The sequence below is a fragment of the Paenalicyclobacillus macrosporangiidus genome (assembly GCF_900116805.1).
Taxonomy (GTDB): domain Bacteria; phylum Bacillota; class Bacilli; order Alicyclobacillales; family Alicyclobacillaceae; genus Alicyclobacillus_H; species Alicyclobacillus_H macrosporangiidus.
Map to the genome: position 1 here is coordinate 1 of NZ_FPBV01000032.1, position 19605 is coordinate 19605.

Here is a 19605-nt window from a genome sequence, read left to right on the forward strand (position 1 = left end):
CGGCATCGCCGACAATCAGCGTACCCACAATGCTGACCGATTGCCCAACCGCCCTTGGCAGACGCGAGCCCGCTTCACGCAGGGCTTCGAAGGCGTACATCATCACGAGCGCTTCCAAGATGGTCGGAAACGGAATGCCGCGGTGTTGGGCCACCATGCTGACGAGCAGCGGTGTCGGTATCAGGTCTTGGTTGTAAGACAACAGCGCCACGTACAGGGACGGCAACAAGAGGGAAGACCAGTATGCCATGTGGCGCAAAATGCGAATGAACAGCGTCAGTGTGTAATTCATGTAGTAATCTTCGGCGGATGCCAGAAAATAGATGAACTGCGCCGGCACCATCATACAGGCTGGCGCTCCGTCGAGCATGATGGCAATGCGCCCCTGCAACAGACTGCCCGTCACCCGGTCCGGACGTTCGGTCTCTTCGGTTGTCGGAAACAGGGTGTACGGAGCGTCACCGATCAGTTCGCGCAACTCGTTGATGTCATTCACTCCATCGATGGAAATCTTGCGCAGCCGTTGACGCGCTTCTTCCACCAGAGTTGGTTTGGCGATGCCTTCGATATATACGATGGACACGGTGGTCTTGGAATACACGCCGATGCGCATCGATTCGACCTTAAGACGCGGACTGCGAATCCGCTTGCGGAGGAGCGCAATGTTGAGCTCCAAATGCTCGACAAACGCCTCCTGAGGGCCTTGCAGGGTGGGCTCGTTTTCAGCCTTTTCGATGGCCCGGACCGGGGGCTTGCTGATATCAAGGACGAGGGCCAATTTGGAACCGTCTGCGCAGAGCACCACCTGGCCGTCCGACACAGCTGTGTTCAATTCTTGCCGTGTCTTGATCCAACGGACGTGCACCGTGTGCAGGACGGACTCCATCTGCCGGATGTCCGGCCGCCGTTTTTGCAAAGCCGCAAGGGGCTCGAGAACGCCCTGTTCGATCCGCGCAAGGTCCACCAATCCGCGCAGCCAGACCAAAAGCACGCGCGTACCGTGCACGTCGATGTCACGGAGCTGCAAATCGTCGCAGTTTTTCCACTCCGCCTTGACCCAACTCCGCAATGGTTCTACAGAGGCGGGGAACGGTTCGTCCGGCTCAGACAGCGAAGAGTTGACGAGGCTGGCTATCCTGCCGGGATCATTCCACAGGTCTTTTCTCTTCGTACGCCGAAGCTTGTCGAAAATCATCGTATACTCCCCGAGCCTGTTTGTTCCACTTAATTGTTATTTTGATCAATTACGTCCAAACTATGTACGCCCTGAGCTGAATGACTGTCACGGTCCCTTCCATCCCTCTCGACTGGTGGCTTTGGCCCCCACACACCAACATGCCATTAATGCCCGGTTCGGCCCGACTCCGACTTCGTCAGCGGGCTCAGGTGCCACCCAGCACGTGGACCGCCCCCTGCTCCTCCTGGGAGGGGCGTTGCTCCGGGTTGACGATGTCCAGCGTGACGGACAATTGGCCCTGCTCCGCCGAGTCGATGGCGATCCCGGTGACCACCATCATGTCTTCCACTTGCGACAACCACAAAGGGGCGCAGAGCCATACCCAGGGCCACCGGCGCCCGCGGCCCATCACCGGGGCACCCGCCAGCTCAGCCGGCGGCCCTTGTCCCGCTTCGGATCGATTGGACCAAACTGCTTGGGCCGGCGGTTCATCGCCCACCACAGCGCGCGAATGACCGCGTCCTTCATATCGGGCCAGATGAAAGGAGCCACGGGCGACAGGTACGGAACCCCGAAGCTGCGGAGCGATGCCATGTAGCCGACGAACACCAATCCCAACAGCACCACGCCGTACAGGCCAAGCGCCCCTGCCACCACGACGAGGGGAAACTGCAGCAGGCGGGTCACCTGGACCACCCCAGGGCAGGGAGGGTGAAGGAGGCCACACCGGTGGCCGCCACGACAATCACCATCCCCGGCGAGACCAGGCCCGCGCGGACCGCCGCGTCCCCGATGATCAAGGTCCCGACGATGCTCATCGACTGCCCGACCAGGCGCGGCAGACGGGTACCATCAGCCCGACGCGCCCCTGCAGCAGACCCGAAGCCACCCGCACCGGTGCCTGTTCGCCGACCGCGAACATCTCCACCTTGAGCCGAGGCCGTCCGCAACCGCTTCCGCAGCAAGGCCAGGTTGTTCCCCAGGTTCTCGAGGAACGCCTCCTGGGACCCCTGCATGGTCGGCTCGTTTTCGGCCTTCTCGACGCCACGTCGCGGCCGCTTCGCCACATCCCACGCGTACGCCTGCGACCGCCCGTCGAAAAAGCACACGGCGTACCCGTCGCACAGCGCCCGGATCACGTCCTGCCAAGAAGCCAGTGACCGCGCGTCCACCCCCGGCGTTTCCCTTTGCGGAACCCTCGTCCCCCTTCGGGCCGGCGGAAGGCTCCCGGACAGGGCGGTGATCCCCACCTGAAGGCGCTGCTCGTCCACCAGTCCGTCCTGCCACACGATGACCGCCTCGCGGCCCCGCGCCTCCACGACCTGCCGCTTCAGGTCCGGGCAAGGGTTCATGCGCCGCTCCAGTTCAGCGACGGCTCGCGCCAGCCGGCGGGGAATGGGGTCGTTGAGTGTGCCCGGCACTCGCTTCCCTTCCGGGTGCTACCAGGGTGCGGCCGCGGGCCAGCATGACCTGCCCGCGACTTTTATGCAGGATTGTAATTGCCATATTTGGGAGGTAAATGCAGGAGGCGGGTTCACCTTCCGCTCACGAGTGCATACGAGTATCAGGTTCCGCGAAGGATATCGGGATGATGTTCACGCCATCTTCCTGAAGGATGATGCACATGGGAACGAAATTTGTCCGCGTCCGCAAGGACGGATTCGGCAACATCACGCACCTGTTAACGAACGACGGCCATGTGGTGTCAATAGACGAAGCACGCACGATGGCGCAGAATGGTGAGGTGGATTCGCTATCCGACTTACACGCAGACGGCACCTGGGAGATCAACAACACGGCCGGATCGACAGAATACGGCAAGGGGAACAATCTTGATTAGCTCCCGGAGTTCTAGGAGCGTGCCCTTCGGTCGATTACTCGGACACGCTCCCAGGGCACAGCACGATCACCCTCACGCTGGACACCTACTCTCACCCGCTGCCCGGTCTGCAACAGTGCGCAGCCGACGAATTCGATGCGCTGATCGATACCAGGAACCGCGGGAGCGCGACGAAGAAATACCCCCTCCAACCCCCGGCGACGACGCCGGGTTTTTGCGTGACAAATTATTTCGTAACACGAAGGTTAGAAAAATGTTAGAAGTCGGGCTGCGTACGAAAAACGGCGCGGATATCGGGAAGCCCGAGAAACCGCGCCGCTGCTGGGTTTTTCGTTGGTGCCGGGAACGGGACTCGAACCCGTACGGGCTTTCGCCCAGCGGATTTTAAGTCCGCTGCGTCTGCCGATTCCGCCACCCCGGCTTGTGGAAGCCTAGGCCAACCTCATTGTATCCTACGTCCCCGACGCGGGCAATCGCTCCGGGCAGCGCCGACGTTCAACCACAACCCGGTAAAAGCTCGGTTCACGACACGCCATACAAAAAATTGAATCGTTGAGCGTGCTCCATTTCATCCGTCATGGCTCTGAAGAGAATGTCCCGAACCTTTGGCACCCGAGTGCTCAAGTACATGTCTCGGTACATCTCCGCTGCCTCCAATTCACTGCGAAACGCGAGTTCCAATCCTTCTTTGTATGAAGAAAACCGTGTGGCCCGTACTTGCACCGACGGTTCGTGTCCCGTGAGCCGACGGTACAATCTGTGGAACATGCGGAGGTGAACCATCTCGTCTTCCCTGGCATGGGTGACAAAATCACGATAACGAGCGGGCGCCATGCCTTCCAGAACTTCATAAAACGCGATCGCGCTCGCCTCGTCGTTGATGGCCTTCTGCAATTGAGAAATAAACATGTTCCTGTCTTTGAAGTCGTGCCCGTACGTGTGGGGTGCGACTGAACCCCAATGCCACGATTCCATGCTTCGCCCTCCACGTTTTTTCACACTCTATGCGTCCACCCAGCATAAACGTTCACCCAGCATCGGGCCCCATTCCTTCGCATCGTAAACGCGCGTCGTGACGAAGGTGGGCGATTCAGGGTAGTTTTTTGCGCACCATGTCCATACTGTAAGAGTAAAGGACTCCAGCGAGGGAAGGGTGGTCTGGTTGATCCGCCTTCAGTGGTACGAACACTACTTCACGCGCGTGATCCCGGTGGCGTCTTGCGACACCCCGCTCACCATTCCGTGCACGCACGGGTGCGAGAAGGTCATTCAATTCCTGTCTCCGCACGATCTCGCAGTCATTCACCAACTCTGCCTGATTGAGGCAGAACGGATGGCTGAGTCTGTCCTGGAGCAGATCCACGTGGCCAGTTGTGAAGCGTGATCCCGTGTTCAACGAAATCGGATCGCGATCTTTCTTACGCATCACCAGCATCCGTACGGATATGCCCAACAGCCCGACGCGCGGCACCGCACGACTCTGTGCGAGCCGCGCGTCATTCCTTTCGAGAGAAGATGGTCATCACCAGCGCGGAGAGACGGAACGAGTGCCCGGCACCCTCTGTACCCCCACAATCCCGGACGGGAAGACGAAGTTTATGAGCAATGCCCGCGTGTTCGCACAGGAGCATGCCTCGTGGATTGGTCTGGATGTCCATTCCTTATATATTTCCTGTTTACATAGAAAGAAAAGGTGAAGGGTTATGCAGGAAACATCGTACAGTTCGCACCCGTTAATTGAATCGGTTGTTTATAAGTCGTTCAGCCGTGCCATCGCAGACATCGGCTTGCCCGAGTTTACACACCAGGTATTCATGCGCGAAATCACCCCGCACCTCAAGTCGATCGGAAGTCGATTTCCCGATGACGAACGTTCGCTCAGCAAAATGTGGAAGGCCATTCTGCGAGGCGAGATCATTGCCACGGAAGTTTGGAATGATGAAATCCTGGTGTTCTACGTGCGTGCGGAATGCGCCGGCTACCTTGTGGACATCCGGCTGACGTGTCGCGGTGGCCAATGGGCTGTCCAGTCCGTGGTTTCCATTTCCCCGCGTCCGCTTGTTCGTTCTGTCTGGTTTCGCCGCACGGCCTACGTGGGGAGCGTGCTCATTGCGGCTGTCCTGGGCTACTCCGTCCACCATCCGGGCACACAGCCCGTCGCACCCGCTCCCCAACAGGTCGTGTCCATGCATTCGGCAGAAACGGCGGGCACCAGGAATACGACGCACGAGGCATCCTCATCTTCGCAGGCCGAAGCGTCTGCGCCGCGCACGATTACATTCACCCTGTCGAGAGGTATGGCGCTGTCTGAGTTGTCCAGGTTCTTGCAATCGCAACACCTGGTGAATGATGCCACGGCGTTTGATATGGCCTTGAAGAAGTCCGGCGTGGATCGACATATCAAGCCGGGGGTGTATACCTTTCGCGAGGGGATGAACGAAAGCCAAATCATTCACGTGTTGGAACAGGGGCCCTCCAAAGCTTAGGTTCGATGCCAACGCACTCGACGCTTGCCTATATTCATTGGACGTCATTGGGCAGAACGCATGAAAATCCCACCGCCTGATTTCGCACCCGGCAGGCACGCCTCGCGCATACGCTGTGACAGGGGTGAATCTCATGCCAAGGCGGCGGATGATTGTTGATTTGTCGGATCGGCATCTGTATCTGCTCGAGGACGACAAGGTGGTGCGTGGATTTCTGGTGGGCATCGGGAAAATGCTGACACGCACGCCGGAGGGCGAGTACTGGATCATCAACAAGGCGCCGAATCCGGGCGGGCCATACGGCGCGTATTGGATGGGTTTGTCCAAGCGGGGCTACGGAATTCACGGAACCAACAATCCGGGGTCCATTGGAAAACTCGTCTCGAAAGGTTGCATCCGAATGTACAACGAGGATGTGCTCCAGTTGGCGAGTCTGGTCCCCATTGGTACGCGCGTCACCATTCGGGCATGAACGACCACAGCGGAATCATCGACCAGTCCGACGACCGACTGGATCAAAAAAAAAAAAAAAGCCCCACCGCATGCATCGCGGAGGGGCTCGCGAGGGTGTCGTTCATTTGCGTTTGCACGTGGGCCGGTCGCTCCACAAACCAGCCCCGTACAACATGGGGATGCACTCGTGAACCGGACGCTGAACGGTTTTCTTATGCGCCGATGTTCGCGATCTCGCTGACCGGCACAAACACCGGGATGCGCGCACCGGGCCACGTCTGGTCGATGAACTGCTTCACCTTGTCGGACTGATAGATTTTTGCGAGTTTCTGCAGTTCCGGCCGGTTCACATCCTGGGTCCGAACGGCGAGCACATTCAAATACGCTTTCGCTGTGGCCCCTTCGTGATAAATCGAGTCCTTCATTGGATTGAGTCCGGCCTCAATGGCGTAATTGCCGTTGATGACAGAAGCGTCGACGTCAGGCAGGACACGCGCGGTGTTTTGCGCGACCATCGGGACAATCTGCAGGTGCTTCGGGTTCTCCGTAATCTGCTTGACTGTGCCCGTCAAACCAAAATTGGACGACAGTTTGATCAGGCCACCCTCCTGAAGCAACAACAGCGCGCGCGCTTCGTTGGTGACGTCGTTGGGAACCGCAATCTTCGCCCCGTCCGGGATGTCCTTCAACGTCTTGTATTTCTTCGAATACACGGCCATCGGCGACAGGTAGGTGGTCGCGATGGGAGACAGGTCGAGATTGTGCTGTTTCTTGAATGTGTTCAAATACGAGATCGTTTGGAACGCGTTCAGGTCCAGTTCTCCCTGTGCCAATGCCATGTTTGGCAAAACGTAGTCATTAAAAGTGACGATATCCAGGTGAATGCCCTCTTGTTTCGCCTGTTCATCGATGAACTTCCACAAGGGGACATCCGATCCCATGATGCCCACCTTGAGCGTCACTTGTTTGGATGAGGCGCTTGATGTGCTGTTGACACTCTCGTTGTTCGCTGCAGAACCGGGATTCGCCCCGCACCCGGCGAGAGACACCACAGATGCGGTCAGCAAAGTAACGATGGACAACCACACTCGCTTCAATGATTTCACCATGAATGTCAACTCCTTCTGATGTCTGGGACTATCTTCTCCTGATTCTTCTCGAAATCAGGTTCCCAAGCGTCTGAATGAACTGCACAAGAAGGATCAGGATGACGACGGTGACGAACATCACATGATAGTCGTACTGCTCGTATCCATACGTAATTGCTAAGTCTCCGATCCCACCACCTCCCACAGTGCCCGCCATGGCCGACTCACCCACGAGTCCAATCGTGGCGATGGTGAGACCGAGCACGAGCGCCGGGAGCGCCTCCGGGAGCAGAAACCTGACGATAATCTGCCACTCCGTCGCCCCCATCGCCTGTGCGGCCTCAATCACGCCTGTATCCACCTCCAGAACGGCATTTTCCACCAACCGCGAGATGTAGGGGGCGGCCGACAGCACCATCGGCACGATGGCGGCCGAAGTCCCGATGGAGGTCCCGACAATCAGCCTCGTGAATGGAATGATGGCAATGACCAGAATGATAAAGGGCACCGATCGAATGATGTTCACGATCGTGCTCAACACATTGAACACCAGCGCGTTTTCCAGGATATGCCCCTTGCGGGTCACCACCAACGCCATGCCCAGAGGCAATCCGATGATGGCCGAAAAACACAGAGAGAATCCCACCATAGTCAACGTTTGTTCAAGAGCGGTGACAAAATCCGTCCATTCAATGCCCATATCCCACTGCCTCCTGGATGTCGACCTGTGCTTCGCGAACATAGGTCAGTGCACGGTTGATTTCCCTCTCGGGACCGCGAAATTCCACCAACAGATGGCCAAACGGGACGCCTTGCAACTCGGTGATATTGCCGAACAAGATGTTGATGTCCAGATTGAATTTCTTGGCCGCTTGAAACAAAACGGGTTGCGTGGCCGACGCCCCGACAAACACGAGTTGGTACACGCGGCGGTTTCCCCCCTCCGGTTCCGACAGGAGTCTTTGCACGGACTCGGGGATCTTGGTGTGCATGACCGAGTTCACGAAATTTTTGGTGATGTCCGACTGAGGATTCGAAAACACGTCGAACACCGACCCTGACTCAATGACTTTGCCGCGTTCCATCACCGCCACCTTGTCACAGATCTCACGAATGACCGACATCTCATGCGTGACCAACAGGATGGTGATTCGATACTCCCTGTTAATGGTTTTGAGCAGGGACAGAATGGCGCTCGTCGTTTGCGGATCCAAAGCAGACGTCGCCTCATCGCACAGCAGAATCGATGGCCGGGTCGCCAACGCCCTGGCGATGCCGACACGCTGCTTCTGACCACCGGACAATTGGTCCGGGTAGTGGTTCGCCTTGTCCGCCAGCCCGACAAATTCCAGCAGCTCCATGACACGTTTCCGAATTTCGGCATTTGGAACTTTGGCGATGACCAAGGGTTCCGCCACGTTGGCGAATACCGTCTTGGAGTTCAGCAAGTTGAAATGCTGAAACACCATTCCTACCCTTCTCCGGTGTTGTCTCAGCTCTGCCTTGGAGAACTGGGTAATGTCCTGACCCTCCACCAGCACCCGGCCCGTCGTCGGCCTCTCCAACAGGTTGACGCACCGCAAGAGAGAACTTTTCCCAGCTCCGCTAAAGCCCACGACGCCGAAAATTTCACCTCGCTCAATGGTCAGATCGATTCCATTCAAAGCATGCACGATCTGCTTCCCGTTATGGTAAGTTTTTGTAACGTTCTCAAATGTGATCACAATACAGCCCCCCATTCCCACGGACTGTCGCCCACGCCCGATTGGTGATGGTCGTCTCCCGTCGCTGTACGAAGTTACGAAGTTCGGAAGGAATAATAATAAAAACCTCTTCTTGTGATAAGAAGAGGTTCGCGCACGAAGATACACCATGCCCGACAGACTCTTCTTATCTCCCAAGCTCGAGCACCCGAGCTTGCAGGAATTGGCACAGTCCTCGTGTACAGGAATGTACACAAGTCCGCTGCCGAGGCTTCACAGGGCCAGTCCCTCCGCCTCTCTTGATAAGAGAGCTGATCCTTTTATTGACGGACCAAATGTATATTATTCAATTATTCAACTATGATTAATTCAATTTCGGCATGGGTTCATCATATAACTTGCCACGCCTCCTGTCAATACGAAATTTGTCGAAGGCCGCATCAAAAAACTCACTCGTATCAATGGCCCGTATTGCGCCCAACCTCGGGTCTCATAAAAATCGTGAATCCATTCTTGGAAATCATTTTTATCCATGGCTTCCCTTCCTTCGAGCTTCTCCGCCGACTTATACTCAGTTATAGCACACCTGTGGAGGTCATACGTGGTGAAAAGAATTTGCGTCTTCGCGGGCTCCAATCTCGGGGCTCACCCAAAGTACAAGGTCCAGGCACAGCAACTCGGAGAGGAAATCGCCAAAAATGGACTGGAACTCGTCTACGGCGGATCCAGAGTCGGATTGATGGGCGAGGTGGCCAACACGGTCCTGGCACATGGCGGGACGGTCATCGGCGTGATGCCCACGGGATTATTTCGGGGCGAACTAGTGCACACAGGGCTGTCACGGTTGATAGAAGTGAAAGATATGCACGAGAGAAAGGCCACCATGGGGGATCTCTCCGACGCGTACATTGCGCTTCCGGGCGGGTACGGCACGTTCGAAGAACTGTTCGAGGTCGTCAGTTGGGCACAACTTGGAATTCACCAGAAACCCATAGGACTTCTGAATATCGAGGGGTATTATACACCGCTCCTGAACCTGATCGATCACGCCGTTCAACAAGGATTTGTTCAAGAGAAACATAAAGAGCTGCTGGTTTCAGCGGAAGATGCCCGAACCCTGATCCGGCTCTTGGACGAATACCAGCGCCCTGAATTCGGCAACAAGTGGACACAACTCGCCGAGTGATGACCTTGGTCATCACGCCATCGTCGCGGTCGCCACACCGTCGACCGCAGGATGCCTGGCGTTCTCGTAACTCCAAACGGATACGCGGCATGAAAATTAGCCTCGACTAACTGTTGAAGGTAGCAGTGACTAGTTCTATAATGGGCAGCGAAAAGTTGATTCCGTGAGTCAACTATCAACTCCGTGAGGGGTGATGTTCATGCTGCGTTCCGTTGCGAGAACCGCCCTATTGTGCGTTGCAGGGGCATTGCTTGTCGCCGTGCTGGTTTGGCAGGCCGTCACGGCCGCTGGCACTCCGGATCCGACCGCTCAAGGCATATCGCCGACCGCCGCTACGATTGACACCGCCGTGTTGGTGTATCGTGAAGGTCTTGAATGCATTCTCGTCCTTTCGGCCGTCGTTGCCGGACTGGTTCGCACACAACAGGTGTATTGGAAGCCCATCGCAGCAGGAGCAGGCGTGGGTCTGGGCGCCACATTGGTGACTTGGTTTATCCTCGTCGGCATTCTCAATCTGGTCGCGAATACCACTTCGGAAGCCAACATCCAGGCAGCGACCGGCCTTCTTGCCATCGTGGTCCTCCTCATTGTGATGAATTGGTTCTTCCATCGCGTCTACTGGACAGGATGGATATCGTTTCACAACCGCAAGAAAAAAGAACTCATCGACTCCATCGAATCTGCGGGCAGTGACAAAGTTGAAATCGTCAAATCCGTTGCGTACAAGGGACTTGTCCTGTTGGGCATCGCGTCGGTGTATCGGGAAGGTTTTGAAGTGGACATCTTCCTCCAGAGCATTCGGTTGCAGGTGGGAACGAAGAACGTCATGCTGGGTACAGCGCTCGCACTGGTGCTGATTGCGATCACGGGTTACTTCACATTTGTCGCGCACCGAAAGTTGCCCTATAAGAAAATGCTCGTCTTCACGGGCATTATGCTGGGTGTCGTGCTGGAGATTATGGTTGGGGAGCAGGTCAATGAAATGCAGGCCGCAAACTGGATTCCGACGCACACCATCCCGGTGAATATTCCGGACTGGATGGGCACCTGGTTCTCAATTTTCAATAACTGGGAGACCATCATCGCACAACTTTTTGCCGCGGTGTTTGTGATCGGCTCCTTTTACGCCGCCCGTCTGGATCGGTTTAAACCTCGCCGGGAAGAGCCGTACCTGACGCGCGCCAATGAGGTGTCTGCGGAAACGAACTGAACTTCCGTTCTGTGTCCATGCCCTTTCTTCACGGCCAGGTCGAACGACCTTCATGATCAGCGCCCCTGTACGAGCCATGGATGGACGCCCTGTGTGGCCGATTCGCACATGGCATGGGTTGCCTGCATGAATGGTCCGATCTGGCCGTGACGGTGGGATGCAACATCCGTCACCGATTTGAGAATGGTCCTTGGCAGGACAGCGAGGCGAGGCGTCACGCTTTCGAGGTGATCCGCAGATAGTAACCATCCGGGTCACAGATTCGAAAATCCTTCAATCCCCATGGACGGATCGCCATCGCGTTCATTGCACAGCGCGCGTGCCAGGGAACGCAAGGGATGATCTCCCAAATTGCAGCAACCAGCATACTCCGCAAATCAGGGACATGGCGGCGATGACCATGCCCATGAGATGGATGCCAAAGTGCTGAAGCGCAAATCCCGTGGCAACATAGGACAGTTGCATAACACCTCCATAAGTGGAAACATGAAGAGAGAAAACGCGGCCTCTCTTGGTCGGATCCGTGCCCGTCTGGAGCAGATACGCGTCCAGTGGAATAATCACACCGGAACTCATGCGCATGAGCAAAAGGGACAGACATCCCAAAACAACATTGGTCGCCTGCGTCAGGATTCCAAAAAACAGCGCCTGTGTGGTATAGGCCACACCGTACCAGACGACGGCATTTCGATGATTGCCCCGGACAAAATAATGAACGAACAGGGACCCCAACAGGACGCCGGCACCATCCATCGTGTACAATACACCAATGCCGAATCCCCCCATGTGGAAGGTTTGCTCACCCAGGACAGGGATCAGGATGTAGTAACCTCCGCCGGCAAGTCCCCAGCTGATGCCAATCAGGATGATGGCACGGGCCACTCGATTCCGCATGGCCTCGTGAAACCCGTCTGTGAGCAATCGAAAATACGGTTCCCGACTCGGTCTGGTGGATTCATGCCAACGAGATCGCAGGATATGCAGTGCGGACCAAACATACGATGCGGAGTTGATCAGGAAACAGGCCAATGGGCTGAACGTGACAGACACAAACCCGCCGCAGATGGCGCCGACGATCTGCAGAACGCCTGCGGCCGCAGACTCCAATGCATTGGCCGTCGTCAAGTCCTCTTTCGATACCACGAGTGGAATGGTGGCATTGCGCGACGGTGAAAAGAGTACGCCCGAAACCCCGAGCAGCAACGATCCCGCGTACAATACCCAGGTTGCGTGGTCCATCACGGCCACACAGTATGACAGCGCAATCACAGCGCGAACAAGGTCTGTGAAAAATAAAAGGGGTTTTGTGGGGAAGCGGTCCACGTATGGGCCAACCAAGGGCCCCAGGATCACCCCGGGCAGAGAACGACAGAGGAGAACAAGCCCCATGGCTGAAGCCGATCCCGTGAGTTCCAGCGTGATTTGAGCGAGCGCGACCTGATTGAACCAGTCCCCGAATTGGCTGCCCACCTGGGCGAGCCAGAGATTGCGATAGTTGTGATTCCGCCGCAGAAGTTCCATTCCGTTCACAATCGATGCACCCTCTGTTGGACCTATCAGACACCGCACCTGAAGATTGTACCCACATGCGCGTACGGAGAACATAGGCCTTTGGTCTTAATCCCTCATGTCACACGGCCGAATTCGCTTTCCGCCAAACGGCCGAAAAAGGTCGAGGGGCGACAACGTTCGGCCGGCATCCCCAACAGATATCCCTGACCGTATTCCACGCCACATTCACGGACCGCTTCGAGTTCTTCGGACGTCTCAATGCCTTCCGCGATCACGATGGCGCCAAAACCCGCGCTTACCTTCTGGATGGCGCTTACAATGTCCCGTTTCGTCCGGTTGAGGTGCATCGACCGCACCAGGTTCATGTCCACCTTCACATAATCGGGTTTGATCTCCATCAACGTGACCAAACCGGAGTAGCCCGCCCCCGTGTCGTCGATGGCGATTTGATAGCCCTGCTTCCGGTAGTGTTCGATGACCCGGTTGAAGAGGCGATAATCGTCCACCGCCTGATGCTCGGTGATCTCAAACACAATCTGATCCGGACGGAGGCCGCGGCGTTCGGCAAGAATCCGCGTTTCCCCGTGGCGGAATCCGGGATCAATCAAAGTCCGCGGACAAATGTTGAGAAACAGCTTCTGTTGCATGCCGGGCTCGGCCCCCGAAATGGCCCTGTCCCGGCACAGGCGTTCCAGATCAAACAGGTGGCCGAGTCGATCCGCGCACTCGAAAAGGCGTTCGGGGTGCTCCAGCTGGGATTGGGCTGGCCCGCGCGAGAGGCATTCCCAGCCAATGGTCTGCCACGAATCGAAATGGACAATCGGCTGGTAACGGAGGCGGATATCCCCTGTTCGGAGGACGCGGTAGAACTCTTCGACGACCGTGCTCTCGGGCAGCGACGACTGCCTGCGGGCCACGCGCGCGGCCTCGGTGATCTGACGGTAGAGTTGTCGACCCATATCGTCACTGCCCCGCGGTGGATTGGGCGCAGATATGCCGTGACGCAACCGGACGGCAGGATAGCCCGCCGACCCCAGCACAGCGTTCAAGGAAACCTCCACCGCATGCACAAAGCCGTGCGCGGCATGAATAAGCTCCTGGTCACAATGGCCCTGAACCATCACCGCGAAGCCGTCATCCCAGACGTGCAGCGCTCGACAGCCTGGTCGGCCGAGCATGGGGATCCGTTCCTGAACCGCGTGGCGCAGGGACTCAATCAAGGTGTCGCAAGCGTCCGCACCGTGACGCTCCTCGAACCGGCTGAATCCAATGACGTCTATGTACAGTACCGTGAAGGATCTCGCTTCAGCGGGCTTCCCATCCACGAAGCCAAGCGATTGAACACCCTGGTACATCAAGCTGTTTGCAGGAAGCCCGTGGCTGAACAAAGGAATCGACACCTGTATTCCCTCCTGGCCCGAACTGGATCTTTCTCACTCCAAGGCGGGATGAAATGCTGTCCGTCGCCGGAAGGCCCGCCTGCGAGTCCACGGGATAGGTACGAAACCGTCCGTCGTACAGGCCGGTGCAAAGCGAACACCGGTGTGGCGTTAACCCCGGGACGTCACAAACCGCTGGACCACAGTTTGCAATTGTTCCGCCATCTGATGGAGCGCCACCGTCGAGGACGCGATCTCTTCCATCGCGCTTGACTGCTCTTCGCTCGATGCCGTGATGGTCTCCATGGCGGAGGCGATCATCGTGGTGACCTGGAGCACCCCTTCCATCGCTGCGTTCAACTGTTCCGTCTGATGCGTGATTTCTCCACGGCGGACGTGACGTCTTGCATTTGCGACGAAACGGTCGACACAGCCTCCCGAATTTGCTCAAACGATTGCCCTGTCGTGTTCACGGTGTTCATGCCAGCGGCCACTTCGGCCTGACAGTGTTGCGTGTACTGTAGGACCTGTTTGATTCCGGTCTGTATGGAGACGACGAGATCCGCAACGCGCTTCGCGGAGGCAGACGATTGCTCCGCCAATTTCCTGACTTCGGCTGCCACCACCGTGAACCCGAGTCCCTGTTCGCCCGCCCGGGCCGCTTCAATCGCCGCGTTCAAAGCGAGGAGCTTGGTCTGAGACGCGATGGCGTCCATGGCCTCCACAATGTCCCCGATTCGCTTCGAATCCTCTCTCAGGACAAGCACGAATTTCTCCAGTTCCCCGACGGATTGTTGAATGGAATGCATCTGACTCACCGCTTGCCGGATGGACAGGTTCCCTTCTTCGGTCACCTCGTGCGCCTGTTCCGCCACCGCCGCGACCGTCCGGGCACTCTCAGCAATGTGTTGCATGCGATGGGAGATTTCCGCCACCCGTCCCGTGCCGTTCTCCACCGCTTTCACCTGCTGCTTCGCGCCGGCGGCCACTTCCTCAATGGTCGAACTCACCTCTTCGGCACCCCGACTGCCTTCCTCCGCGATGGCGCTCAGGTCCCCAGCCGCAGCCGCCACCAGGGCCGATGCCCTCCCCGCCTCCGAAATCAGCGACCTCAAAGCCAGAATCATGTCGTTGAAACCTTCGGCCAACTGGCCTACCTCGTCCCCGCTGTCCACTTCCGCCAGTCGGGTGAGATTCCCGCCGCCGACATCTTTGGCAAGAGAGACCAGACTGCCCAAGGCCCGTTTGAAGCGGCGAGCGAGCAACCATCCCAGGGCGAACATCAGCAACAGTACCGACAAGCCCACCAGCGCCGTCTCGACACGAAGGGTATTTTCCGCAGCGACGAACTCCCGCAACGGGATGCCGATGAACCACATCCCCACAATCCGCATTTGTCCGTCCCGAATCGGCAGATACGCCGTTTCATACGGTTCGCCGCCAAGCGTTTCCTGGCCGGTGTACACTTTGCCCTGCTTGAGCACCGCGTCCGCAACGGCGGGCGGCGCTTTCACGCCCACAGCAGATTGGCCGCTCGCGTCTTTCAGTGACGTGGCAACTCTCACGTCTCCCAGATACAGGGCCACCTGGTCGCCGAGCTCGGCATTCATCTCGTTCATCACGGCGGCGTTGTCGTTGAACAGAATAGCACCCTTCCACAACTTCCCGTCGACCACTTGCCAGTTGCCATTGAACTGGTTGTCGAGCAGGGTGAAGCTGACCCTGGAATCGGTCGTGAGCTTGCTCTGGCTGAAAGACACAATCACGCGATGGGCCGTATTCACACCGAGCACACCGACCACCAGAAGCGAAACCAAGACAATCCACGTGAGCGGAATCATCAGCTTGTGTTGGACGCTGATGTCTTGAAACCACCGCACGACGCCGTTTTGGCTGTCTTCCCGCACTTGGAGGCGAGTCTCCGTCATTTCACGCACTCCCTCGCACTATTCGGCACCCTGTGACGGGGCTTTCCGCAGCTTGCCCGCGCATGGATTCACCTGAAAACGTAGCAGAGGAGTGTTAAGTCTCCGTGAGCACACCGTAAACGATTTGCCAAGAAAAGCGCCGCGAAGACCGCACACCGGTGCGCACGATGGCCGGCAGGGCATTCCCGGCAGCGAAACCGGCGTTGGCCTCCCAGCCGGTCCACCTCATCCGGCGGGATCGGCATGTGGTACACTGATGTCAGTTCAGGACAGGAGAGCTTCGCAGAACCATGGAAGATAACCGGCATGATTCGAAAACGTGAGGGGAATGGGTATGCGTACTGCTGCATCGAATGAAATCCAAGCCGTCTATCAGCGGCTGTTAGATGAATGGAACCACCGCGACGCCCGTGGCATGGCCAATCTGTTCACTGAGGAGGGTGAGATGATTGGCTTTGATGGGAGTCTGGCGATTGGGCGTGAGGAAATCTATTCGCACCTTAAGCCCATCTTTGACCATCACCCCACCGCTCGGTTTGTAAGCAAAGTGAAAAGTGTTCGTTTTCTGAGGCCCGATATCGCCATCTTACGAGCGATTGCAGGGATGGTGCCTCCTGGACAATCGGACATCAATCCCAACGTCAATACACATCACACTGTCGTGGTTGTCCATCACGAGGGGAATTGGCGCATCCAGCTTTTTCAGAATACCCCGGCTCAGTTTCATGGAAGACCGGAGTTGGTCGATCAAATGACCGCAGAGTTAAGAGCGTTGCTGACCTGAGTCCACACGTCGTCACGTACATGAAAACAACCGAATATGCAATTGCCCTTCTGTGTAGGGGATTGGTTTCAATCTTTTTTGGAACTGTGCCGAATAGGATGGTTGCAGGCAGGACAGCAATGTGGGGCTGTCACCGCCGCTGGCGAAGGTGGAGCCAGCGGCACAACGTCAAATATCTCATATTGCAGATTTTTTCAAAGAGATAGCACATTTTTGCAGGCGTTTGCCGTCTGCTCCTGACGCAAACCACGATGAATAGCCAATCCACGCAGTTGTCACGGTGACCTCACTTGAAGAGGGGGACCGTTTTGCCGTCCGCCAACACGAGTGTCCACTCCGAGCGAGGAAATGTAGACATGTCAAATGGTAATGTCATGTGCCAGACGGTAAGAGGTTCTATGGGGGCTCGATATGTGTGTCCATCATGTTCAAACACAATTTCTCCCAATGCGACAATCTGCTGAACGAACCAACGAACGAACCCATCATCGAACGAACGCACGATCGAACCAATTTCTTGACCGCAAATTGGCGGAAATGGCGAAGAAAAAAATACCGCAACCCCTTATCGCCACGCGAGTAATGGTATATATTATGTATATACAGAACCTCACGGGGAGTGATGACACTACAGGTCCGAGTGACCAAATGGGGAAACAGCCTGGGCGTCCGGATACCGCAGGCGTTCGCTGAGCGCACGAAGCTCCGCGAGGGCACCACGGTCGACGTCCTGGTGCGGGATGACGAAATCGTGATTCGCCGCAAGAAGTATACGCTGGAGGATTTGCTGGCGAAAGTAACGCCCGACAACATCCATGGTGAGACAGATTGGGGCGCGGCGGTGGGGCGTGAAGAATGGTGATGAACGCGCCGTACTGCCCGGACCGGAGCGACAATCACATGGCTCACCTTCCGTCCCGATGCAGGCCACGAGCAAGGCGGACGGAGGCCCGCCCTGGTGTTATCGCACGGAGCGTATAACAATGCGGTCGGGTTGTGTATCGCCTGCCCGATCACATCGAAGGTGAAGGGCTATCCGTTCGAGGTTAGCTTGCCCAGCGGCCTTCCGGTTTATGGCGTGGTGCTCGCCGACCACATCAAGAGCGTGGATTGGGCAGCGCGGCAGTCAGAGTTCATTTGCGAATGCCCCGCAGAAGTCCTGGAAGACGTGCTGCAAAAACTTGAGCCATTGATTTACTGAAAGCGTCCAACAGCAGCAGGAATCATCGACCTCGCGAAAGCGGGGTTTTTTCATGGGCAAATAGTTAGTGCTTCACTTTTGGTACATCTGAAAGCTGAATCCGGCCGCCGAACAGCAGATCATTCCACTCGCGCAGGGTGTTGGCCGCCAAGGCGGCGGGCGTGTTGTTTCCGGGCGTGGCTTCGAGGTAACCAGAGTGTTGGTATACGGACGCTGAGTAATAATACAGGGCCATTTGGTACGCTTGATCAATTGAATAGAGTATTTGCCAGTCTTCTCGATCCGTTTGTAGGAACCCGATAGACGACCCCGGAACCGATGGCTTCTTAGGCATTTCGGCCAACTCAGTCTTGAACAGCTGCCGGAACTTATCGTAGTCGGCTTGTAAGTACGGCTCCACTCCGGCTTGCCCATTGTGGTGAGTCGGATTTGGATCCGCAAACGAATAGTCTCCCTGTCCAGGTATTTCGGACTTTCCATAAGCCCAAGCGTCAAGAAGTCCGACTGTGTGAGTCAGAAGCTGGTGCAGCTCCTCTGCCTTTGGCCCAAACTTGTCCGTGACCTCCTGCAACGTGGACGTAGCGGCCTCCAGGTGCTTGGGCTGGGCGGTTACGCTCGTCGTTGTCGCAGGCGAATTCTTGTTCGAAGCGCCTTTCATCTCAAGGGCAAAGAATAAGGAACCGGCAACGACGATAGCCGATCCCGCCGCAAGCGCACTCATCAGCCAACGCCGTGGCCTGCGCACCTTGACGGCCGCTTCGATGCTTTTCAGCTGCGTCAGCATTTTCGCCTTGTCCTCGGCGCTGAGTTCGAACTTCGGCATGGACCGGAACTCACCCGCAATCCCATCAGTATCACGCCAATTCATGACCCCATCCCCTTTCGAGCAGCTGCTGTTTCGCAGCTTTCAGCGCCCGGTGCAACGTGACCCGCACCTTGTTTGTACTCCACCCGAGAACCCGGGCGGTCTCTTTGCTTGACATCCCCATGATCTCCCTGCATATGATGACGTCCCGGTATCCCGGCCTTAGCTGGTACAGGGCGTCGATCAACAAGGTCTGTGTGTCTCGTTGCTCCACCGTGACCTCTGGAGATCCCATTGTCGACGCTAACCGGTCGAACACAAGGTCGCCCGCTGCGACCTCCACACGCCGTTTCCGCAAGTGGGATATGGCGACATTCCGAGCGATGGTGAGTAACCAGGTCTTTGGGCTGGACTCCGCTCTGAATCGGTGAATCCCCATCATCGCGTGTACGAACGTTTCCTGCGTCAGGTCTCTTGCCAGTTCGCGGTCCCTGACCATGTACGCAAGGAACGAGTACACCTCGTCGGCGTAGAGGTCAAACCATTGATCGATCATCTCGCTCCTCCAGCCAAGTTTTGCATGATTTGACGCACGAAGCGGTCGAATCATTTCAGTGGATACGAAAAAAGCCCCCACCCAGAGGGTGAGAGCACAGAGCCAACCAACGAACGAACCATCCAACGTGCAGGAGCGCGGATTAACCCCTGCAGATTGAACACATACTCCCGATATTGAGCTCTGTCTCAGTTTTTCATCGGGCCTTTGCCCTCGTCTATAAATTGCCATCGGTCGTCGGCCCGTCAAGGGCCGCTGTCGCTGAACCTACGGTTCCCCTTGACCGCTCCTCCTCCC

23 protein-coding genes, 1 tRNA gene and 1 riboswitch are annotated in these 19605 nt (G+C 56.9%); of the genes, 9 read left to right on the plus strand and 15 right to left on the minus strand.

The window, feature by feature from the left end; translation table 11 throughout:
- From BM357_RS17150 to BM357_RS17165, 4 genes are all read right to left on the minus strand, one after another.
- On the minus strand, window positions 1-1195 hold a 1195-nt coding region (locus tag BM357_RS17150; protein ID WP_074956407.1), incomplete at its 3' end, for a spore germination protein.
- A 187-nt stretch (window positions 1196-1382) separates the two neighbouring features.
- Window positions 1383-1526 carry a Ger(x)C family spore germination protein gene (locus tag BM357_RS19985; protein ID WP_175511575.1) on the minus strand — a complete coding sequence of 48 codons (144 nt, stop codon included), beginning with the start codon at window positions 1524-1526 and terminating at the stop codon, window positions 1383-1385.
- Window positions 1527-1585: 59 nt separating this feature from the next.
- Window positions 1586-1864 carry a spore germination protein gene (locus tag BM357_RS20545; RefSeq protein WP_074956413.1) on the minus strand — a complete coding sequence of 93 codons (279 nt, stop codon included), beginning with the start codon at window positions 1862-1864 and terminating at the stop codon, window positions 1586-1588.
- Window positions 1861-2598: a spore germination protein gene (locus tag BM357_RS17165; RefSeq protein WP_074956416.1), complete on the minus strand. Its 738-nt coding sequence runs from the start codon at window positions 2596-2598 to the stop codon at window positions 1861-1863. Before BM357_RS17165 ends, BM357_RS20545 begins: the two co-directional genes overlap by 4 nt.
- Window positions 2599-2801: 203 nt before the next feature.
- Here BM357_RS17165 and BM357_RS17170 point away from each other — a divergent pair, with 203 nt between their 5' ends.
- Window positions 2802-3017 carry a hypothetical protein gene (locus BM357_RS17170; protein ID WP_074956419.1) on the plus strand — a complete coding sequence of 72 codons (216 nt, stop codon included), beginning with the start codon at window positions 2802-2804 and terminating at the stop codon, window positions 3015-3017.
- A 334-nt stretch (window positions 3018-3351) separates the two neighbouring features.
- Here BM357_RS17170 and BM357_RS17175 read toward each other — a convergent pair.
- Window positions 3352-3438: transfer RNA gene (locus BM357_RS17175), tRNA-Leu, on the minus strand.
- 101 nt (window positions 3439-3539) lie between these two features.
- Window positions 3540-3992 (minus strand): ferritin-like domain-containing protein, encoded by a 453-nt coding sequence (locus tag BM357_RS17180; RefSeq protein ID WP_083430638.1) that lies wholly within the window; start codon window positions 3990-3992, stop codon window positions 3540-3542.
- A gap of 178 nt (window positions 3993-4170) precedes the next feature.
- Between BM357_RS17180 and BM357_RS17185 the strand changes: the two genes are divergently transcribed.
- The 3 genes from BM357_RS17185 (at window position 4171) to BM357_RS17195 (ending at window position 5975) form a co-directional block, all read left to right on the plus strand.
- The gene (locus tag BM357_RS17185; protein ID WP_139234777.1) at window positions 4171-4401 is read left to right on the plus strand and encodes a hypothetical protein; all 231 of its coding nucleotides are present in this window, start codon (window positions 4171-4173) and stop codon (window positions 4399-4401) included.
- Window positions 4402-4720: 319 nt separating this feature from the next.
- Window positions 4721-5503, plus strand: a complete 783-nt coding sequence (locus BM357_RS17190) for an MltG/YceG/YrrL family protein (protein WP_074956425.1) — start codon at window positions 4721-4723, stop codon at window positions 5501-5503.
- A gap of 133 nt (window positions 5504-5636) precedes the next feature.
- A complete protein-coding gene (locus tag BM357_RS17195) occupies window positions 5637-5975 on the plus strand; it encodes a L,D-transpeptidase (RefSeq protein WP_074956427.1) in 339 nt (112 codons plus the stop codon).
- Window positions 5976-6168: 193 nt separating this feature from the next.
- Here BM357_RS17195 and BM357_RS17200 read toward each other — a convergent pair whose 3' ends face one another.
- From BM357_RS17200 to BM357_RS17210, 3 genes are read right to left on the minus strand one after another with little or no spacing between them, the layout of a single operon-like run.
- Window positions 6169-7065: a MetQ/NlpA family ABC transporter substrate-binding protein gene (locus tag BM357_RS17200; protein WP_074956429.1), complete on the minus strand. Its 897-nt coding sequence runs from the start codon at window positions 7063-7065 to the stop codon at window positions 6169-6171.
- A gap of 28 nt (window positions 7066-7093) precedes the next feature.
- Window positions 7094-7744: a methionine ABC transporter permease gene (locus tag BM357_RS17205; protein WP_074956431.1), complete on the minus strand. Its 651-nt coding sequence runs from the start codon at window positions 7742-7744 to the stop codon at window positions 7094-7096.
- Window positions 7734-8768: a methionine ABC transporter ATP-binding protein gene (locus BM357_RS17210; protein ID WP_074956433.1), complete on the minus strand. Its 1035-nt coding sequence runs from the start codon at window positions 8766-8768 to the stop codon at window positions 7734-7736. The genes BM357_RS17205 and BM357_RS17210 overlap by 11 nt, the downstream gene beginning before the upstream one ends.
- Window positions 8769-8931: 163 nt before the next feature.
- Window positions 8932-9056: riboswitch (SAM riboswitch) on the minus strand.
- Window positions 9057-9351: 295 nt separating this feature from the next.
- Between BM357_RS17210 and BM357_RS17215 the strand changes: the two genes are divergently transcribed.
- Both BM357_RS17215 and BM357_RS17220 read left to right on the plus strand, forming a co-directional pair.
- Window positions 9352-9933 carry an LOG family protein gene (locus BM357_RS17215; RefSeq protein ID WP_074956435.1) on the plus strand — a complete coding sequence of 194 codons (582 nt, stop codon included), beginning with the start codon at window positions 9352-9354 and terminating at the stop codon, window positions 9931-9933.
- A 199-nt stretch (window positions 9934-10132) separates the two neighbouring features.
- Window positions 10133-11143, plus strand: a complete 1011-nt coding sequence (locus tag BM357_RS17220; RefSeq protein WP_083430641.1) for an FTR1 family iron permease — start codon at window positions 10133-10135, stop codon at window positions 11141-11143.
- Between the two features lie 303 nt (window positions 11144-11446).
- On the opposite strand, the gene BM357_RS17225 is transcribed toward BM357_RS17220, so the two are convergent.
- The 4 genes from BM357_RS17225 to BM357_RS17235 form a co-directional block, all read right to left on the minus strand.
- Window positions 11447-12664, minus strand: a complete 1218-nt coding sequence (locus BM357_RS17225; protein WP_245784067.1) for an MFS transporter — start codon at window positions 12662-12664, stop codon at window positions 11447-11449.
- A 104-nt stretch (window positions 12665-12768) separates the two neighbouring features.
- Window positions 12769-14055, minus strand: coding sequence for an EAL domain-containing protein (locus BM357_RS17230; protein WP_074956441.1), 1287 nt, complete (start codon window positions 14053-14055; stop codon window positions 12769-12771).
- A gap of 150 nt (window positions 14056-14205) precedes the next feature.
- Window positions 14206-14394, minus strand: coding sequence for a hypothetical protein (locus BM357_RS19515; RefSeq protein WP_139234778.1), 189 nt, complete (start codon window positions 14392-14394; stop codon window positions 14206-14208).
- Window positions 14391-15962, minus strand: a complete 1572-nt coding sequence (locus BM357_RS17235; RefSeq protein ID WP_074956443.1) for a methyl-accepting chemotaxis protein — start codon at window positions 15960-15962, stop codon at window positions 14391-14393. Before BM357_RS17235 ends, BM357_RS19515 begins: the two co-directional genes overlap by 4 nt.
- A gap of 334 nt (window positions 15963-16296) precedes the next feature.
- On the opposite strand from BM357_RS17235, the gene BM357_RS17240 reads away from it, so the two are divergent.
- The 3 genes from BM357_RS17240 (at window position 16297) to BM357_RS17250 (ending at window position 17947) form a co-directional block, all read left to right on the plus strand.
- Window positions 16297-16746, plus strand: a complete 450-nt coding sequence (locus BM357_RS17240) for an SgcJ/EcaC family oxidoreductase (protein ID WP_074956445.1) — start codon at window positions 16297-16299, stop codon at window positions 16744-16746.
- 622 nt (window positions 16747-17368) lie between these two features.
- Window positions 17369-17608, plus strand: a complete 240-nt coding sequence (locus tag BM357_RS17245; protein ID WP_074956447.1) for an AbrB/MazE/SpoVT family DNA-binding domain-containing protein — start codon at window positions 17369-17371, stop codon at window positions 17606-17608.
- A gap of 33 nt (window positions 17609-17641) precedes the next feature.
- Complete coding sequence (locus BM357_RS17250; protein WP_425426565.1) at window positions 17642-17947, plus strand: type II toxin-antitoxin system PemK/MazF family toxin; 306 nt, start codon at window positions 17642-17644, stop codon at window positions 17945-17947.
- A 64-nt stretch (window positions 17948-18011) separates the two neighbouring features.
- Here BM357_RS17250 and BM357_RS17255 read toward each other — a convergent pair whose 3' ends face one another.
- Window positions 18012-18815 (minus strand): hypothetical protein, encoded by an 804-nt coding sequence (locus tag BM357_RS17255; RefSeq protein WP_074956449.1) that lies wholly within the window; start codon window positions 18813-18815, stop codon window positions 18012-18014.
- The gene (locus BM357_RS17260; protein WP_175511576.1) at window positions 18802-19308 is read right to left on the minus strand and encodes an RNA polymerase sigma factor; all 507 of its coding nucleotides are present in this window, start codon (window positions 19306-19308) and stop codon (window positions 18802-18804) included. The genes BM357_RS17255 and BM357_RS17260 overlap by 14 nt, the downstream gene beginning before the upstream one ends.
- Between the last annotated feature and the right edge of the window lie 297 nt (window positions 19309-19605).

Excerpts from the sequence above, each read along its gene's own strand:
- BM357_RS17170 (WP_074956419.1), top strand. The coding sequence starts at position 2,802 with ATGGGAACGAAATTTGTCCGCGTCCGCAAGGACGGATTCGGCAACATC.
- BM357_RS17180 (WP_083430638.1), bottom strand. The coding sequence starts at position 3,992 with ATGGAATCGTGGCATTGGGGTTCAGTCGCACCCCACACGTACGGGCAC.
- BM357_RS17190 (WP_074956425.1), top strand. The coding sequence starts at position 4,721 with ATGCAGGAAACATCGTACAGTTCGCACCCGTTAATTGAATCGGTTGTT.
- BM357_RS17195 (WP_074956427.1), top strand. The coding sequence starts at position 5,637 with ATGCCAAGGCGGCGGATGATTGTTGATTTGTCGGATCGGCATCTGTAT.
- BM357_RS17200 (WP_074956429.1), bottom strand. The coding sequence starts at position 7,065 with ATGGTGAAATCATTGAAGCGAGTGTGGTTGTCCATCGTTACTTTGCTG.
- BM357_RS17205 (WP_074956431.1), bottom strand. The coding sequence starts at position 7,744 with ATGGGCATTGAATGGACGGATTTTGTCACCGCTCTTGAACAAACGTTG.
- BM357_RS17220 (WP_083430641.1), top strand. The coding sequence starts at position 10,133 with ATGCTGCGTTCCGTTGCGAGAACCGCCCTATTGTGCGTTGCAGGGGCA.
- BM357_RS17225 (WP_245784067.1), bottom strand. The coding sequence starts at position 12,664 with ATGGAACTTCTGCGGCGGAATCACAACTATCGCAATCTCTGGCTCGCC.
- BM357_RS17235 (WP_074956443.1), bottom strand. The coding sequence starts at position 15,962 with ATGACGGAGACTCGCCTCCAAGTGCGGGAAGACAGCCAAAACGGCGTC.
- BM357_RS17240 (WP_074956445.1), top strand. The coding sequence starts at position 16,297 with ATGCGTACTGCTGCATCGAATGAAATCCAAGCCGTCTATCAGCGGCTG.
- BM357_RS17245 (WP_074956447.1), top strand. The coding sequence starts at position 17,369 with ATGACACTACAGGTCCGAGTGACCAAATGGGGAAACAGCCTGGGCGTC.
- BM357_RS17255 (WP_074956449.1), bottom strand. The coding sequence starts at position 18,815 with ATGAATTGGCGTGATACTGATGGGATTGCGGGTGAGTTCCGGTCCATG.
- BM357_RS17260 (WP_175511576.1), bottom strand. The coding sequence starts at position 19,308 with ATGATCGATCAATGGTTTGACCTCTACGCCGACGAGGTGTACTCGTTC.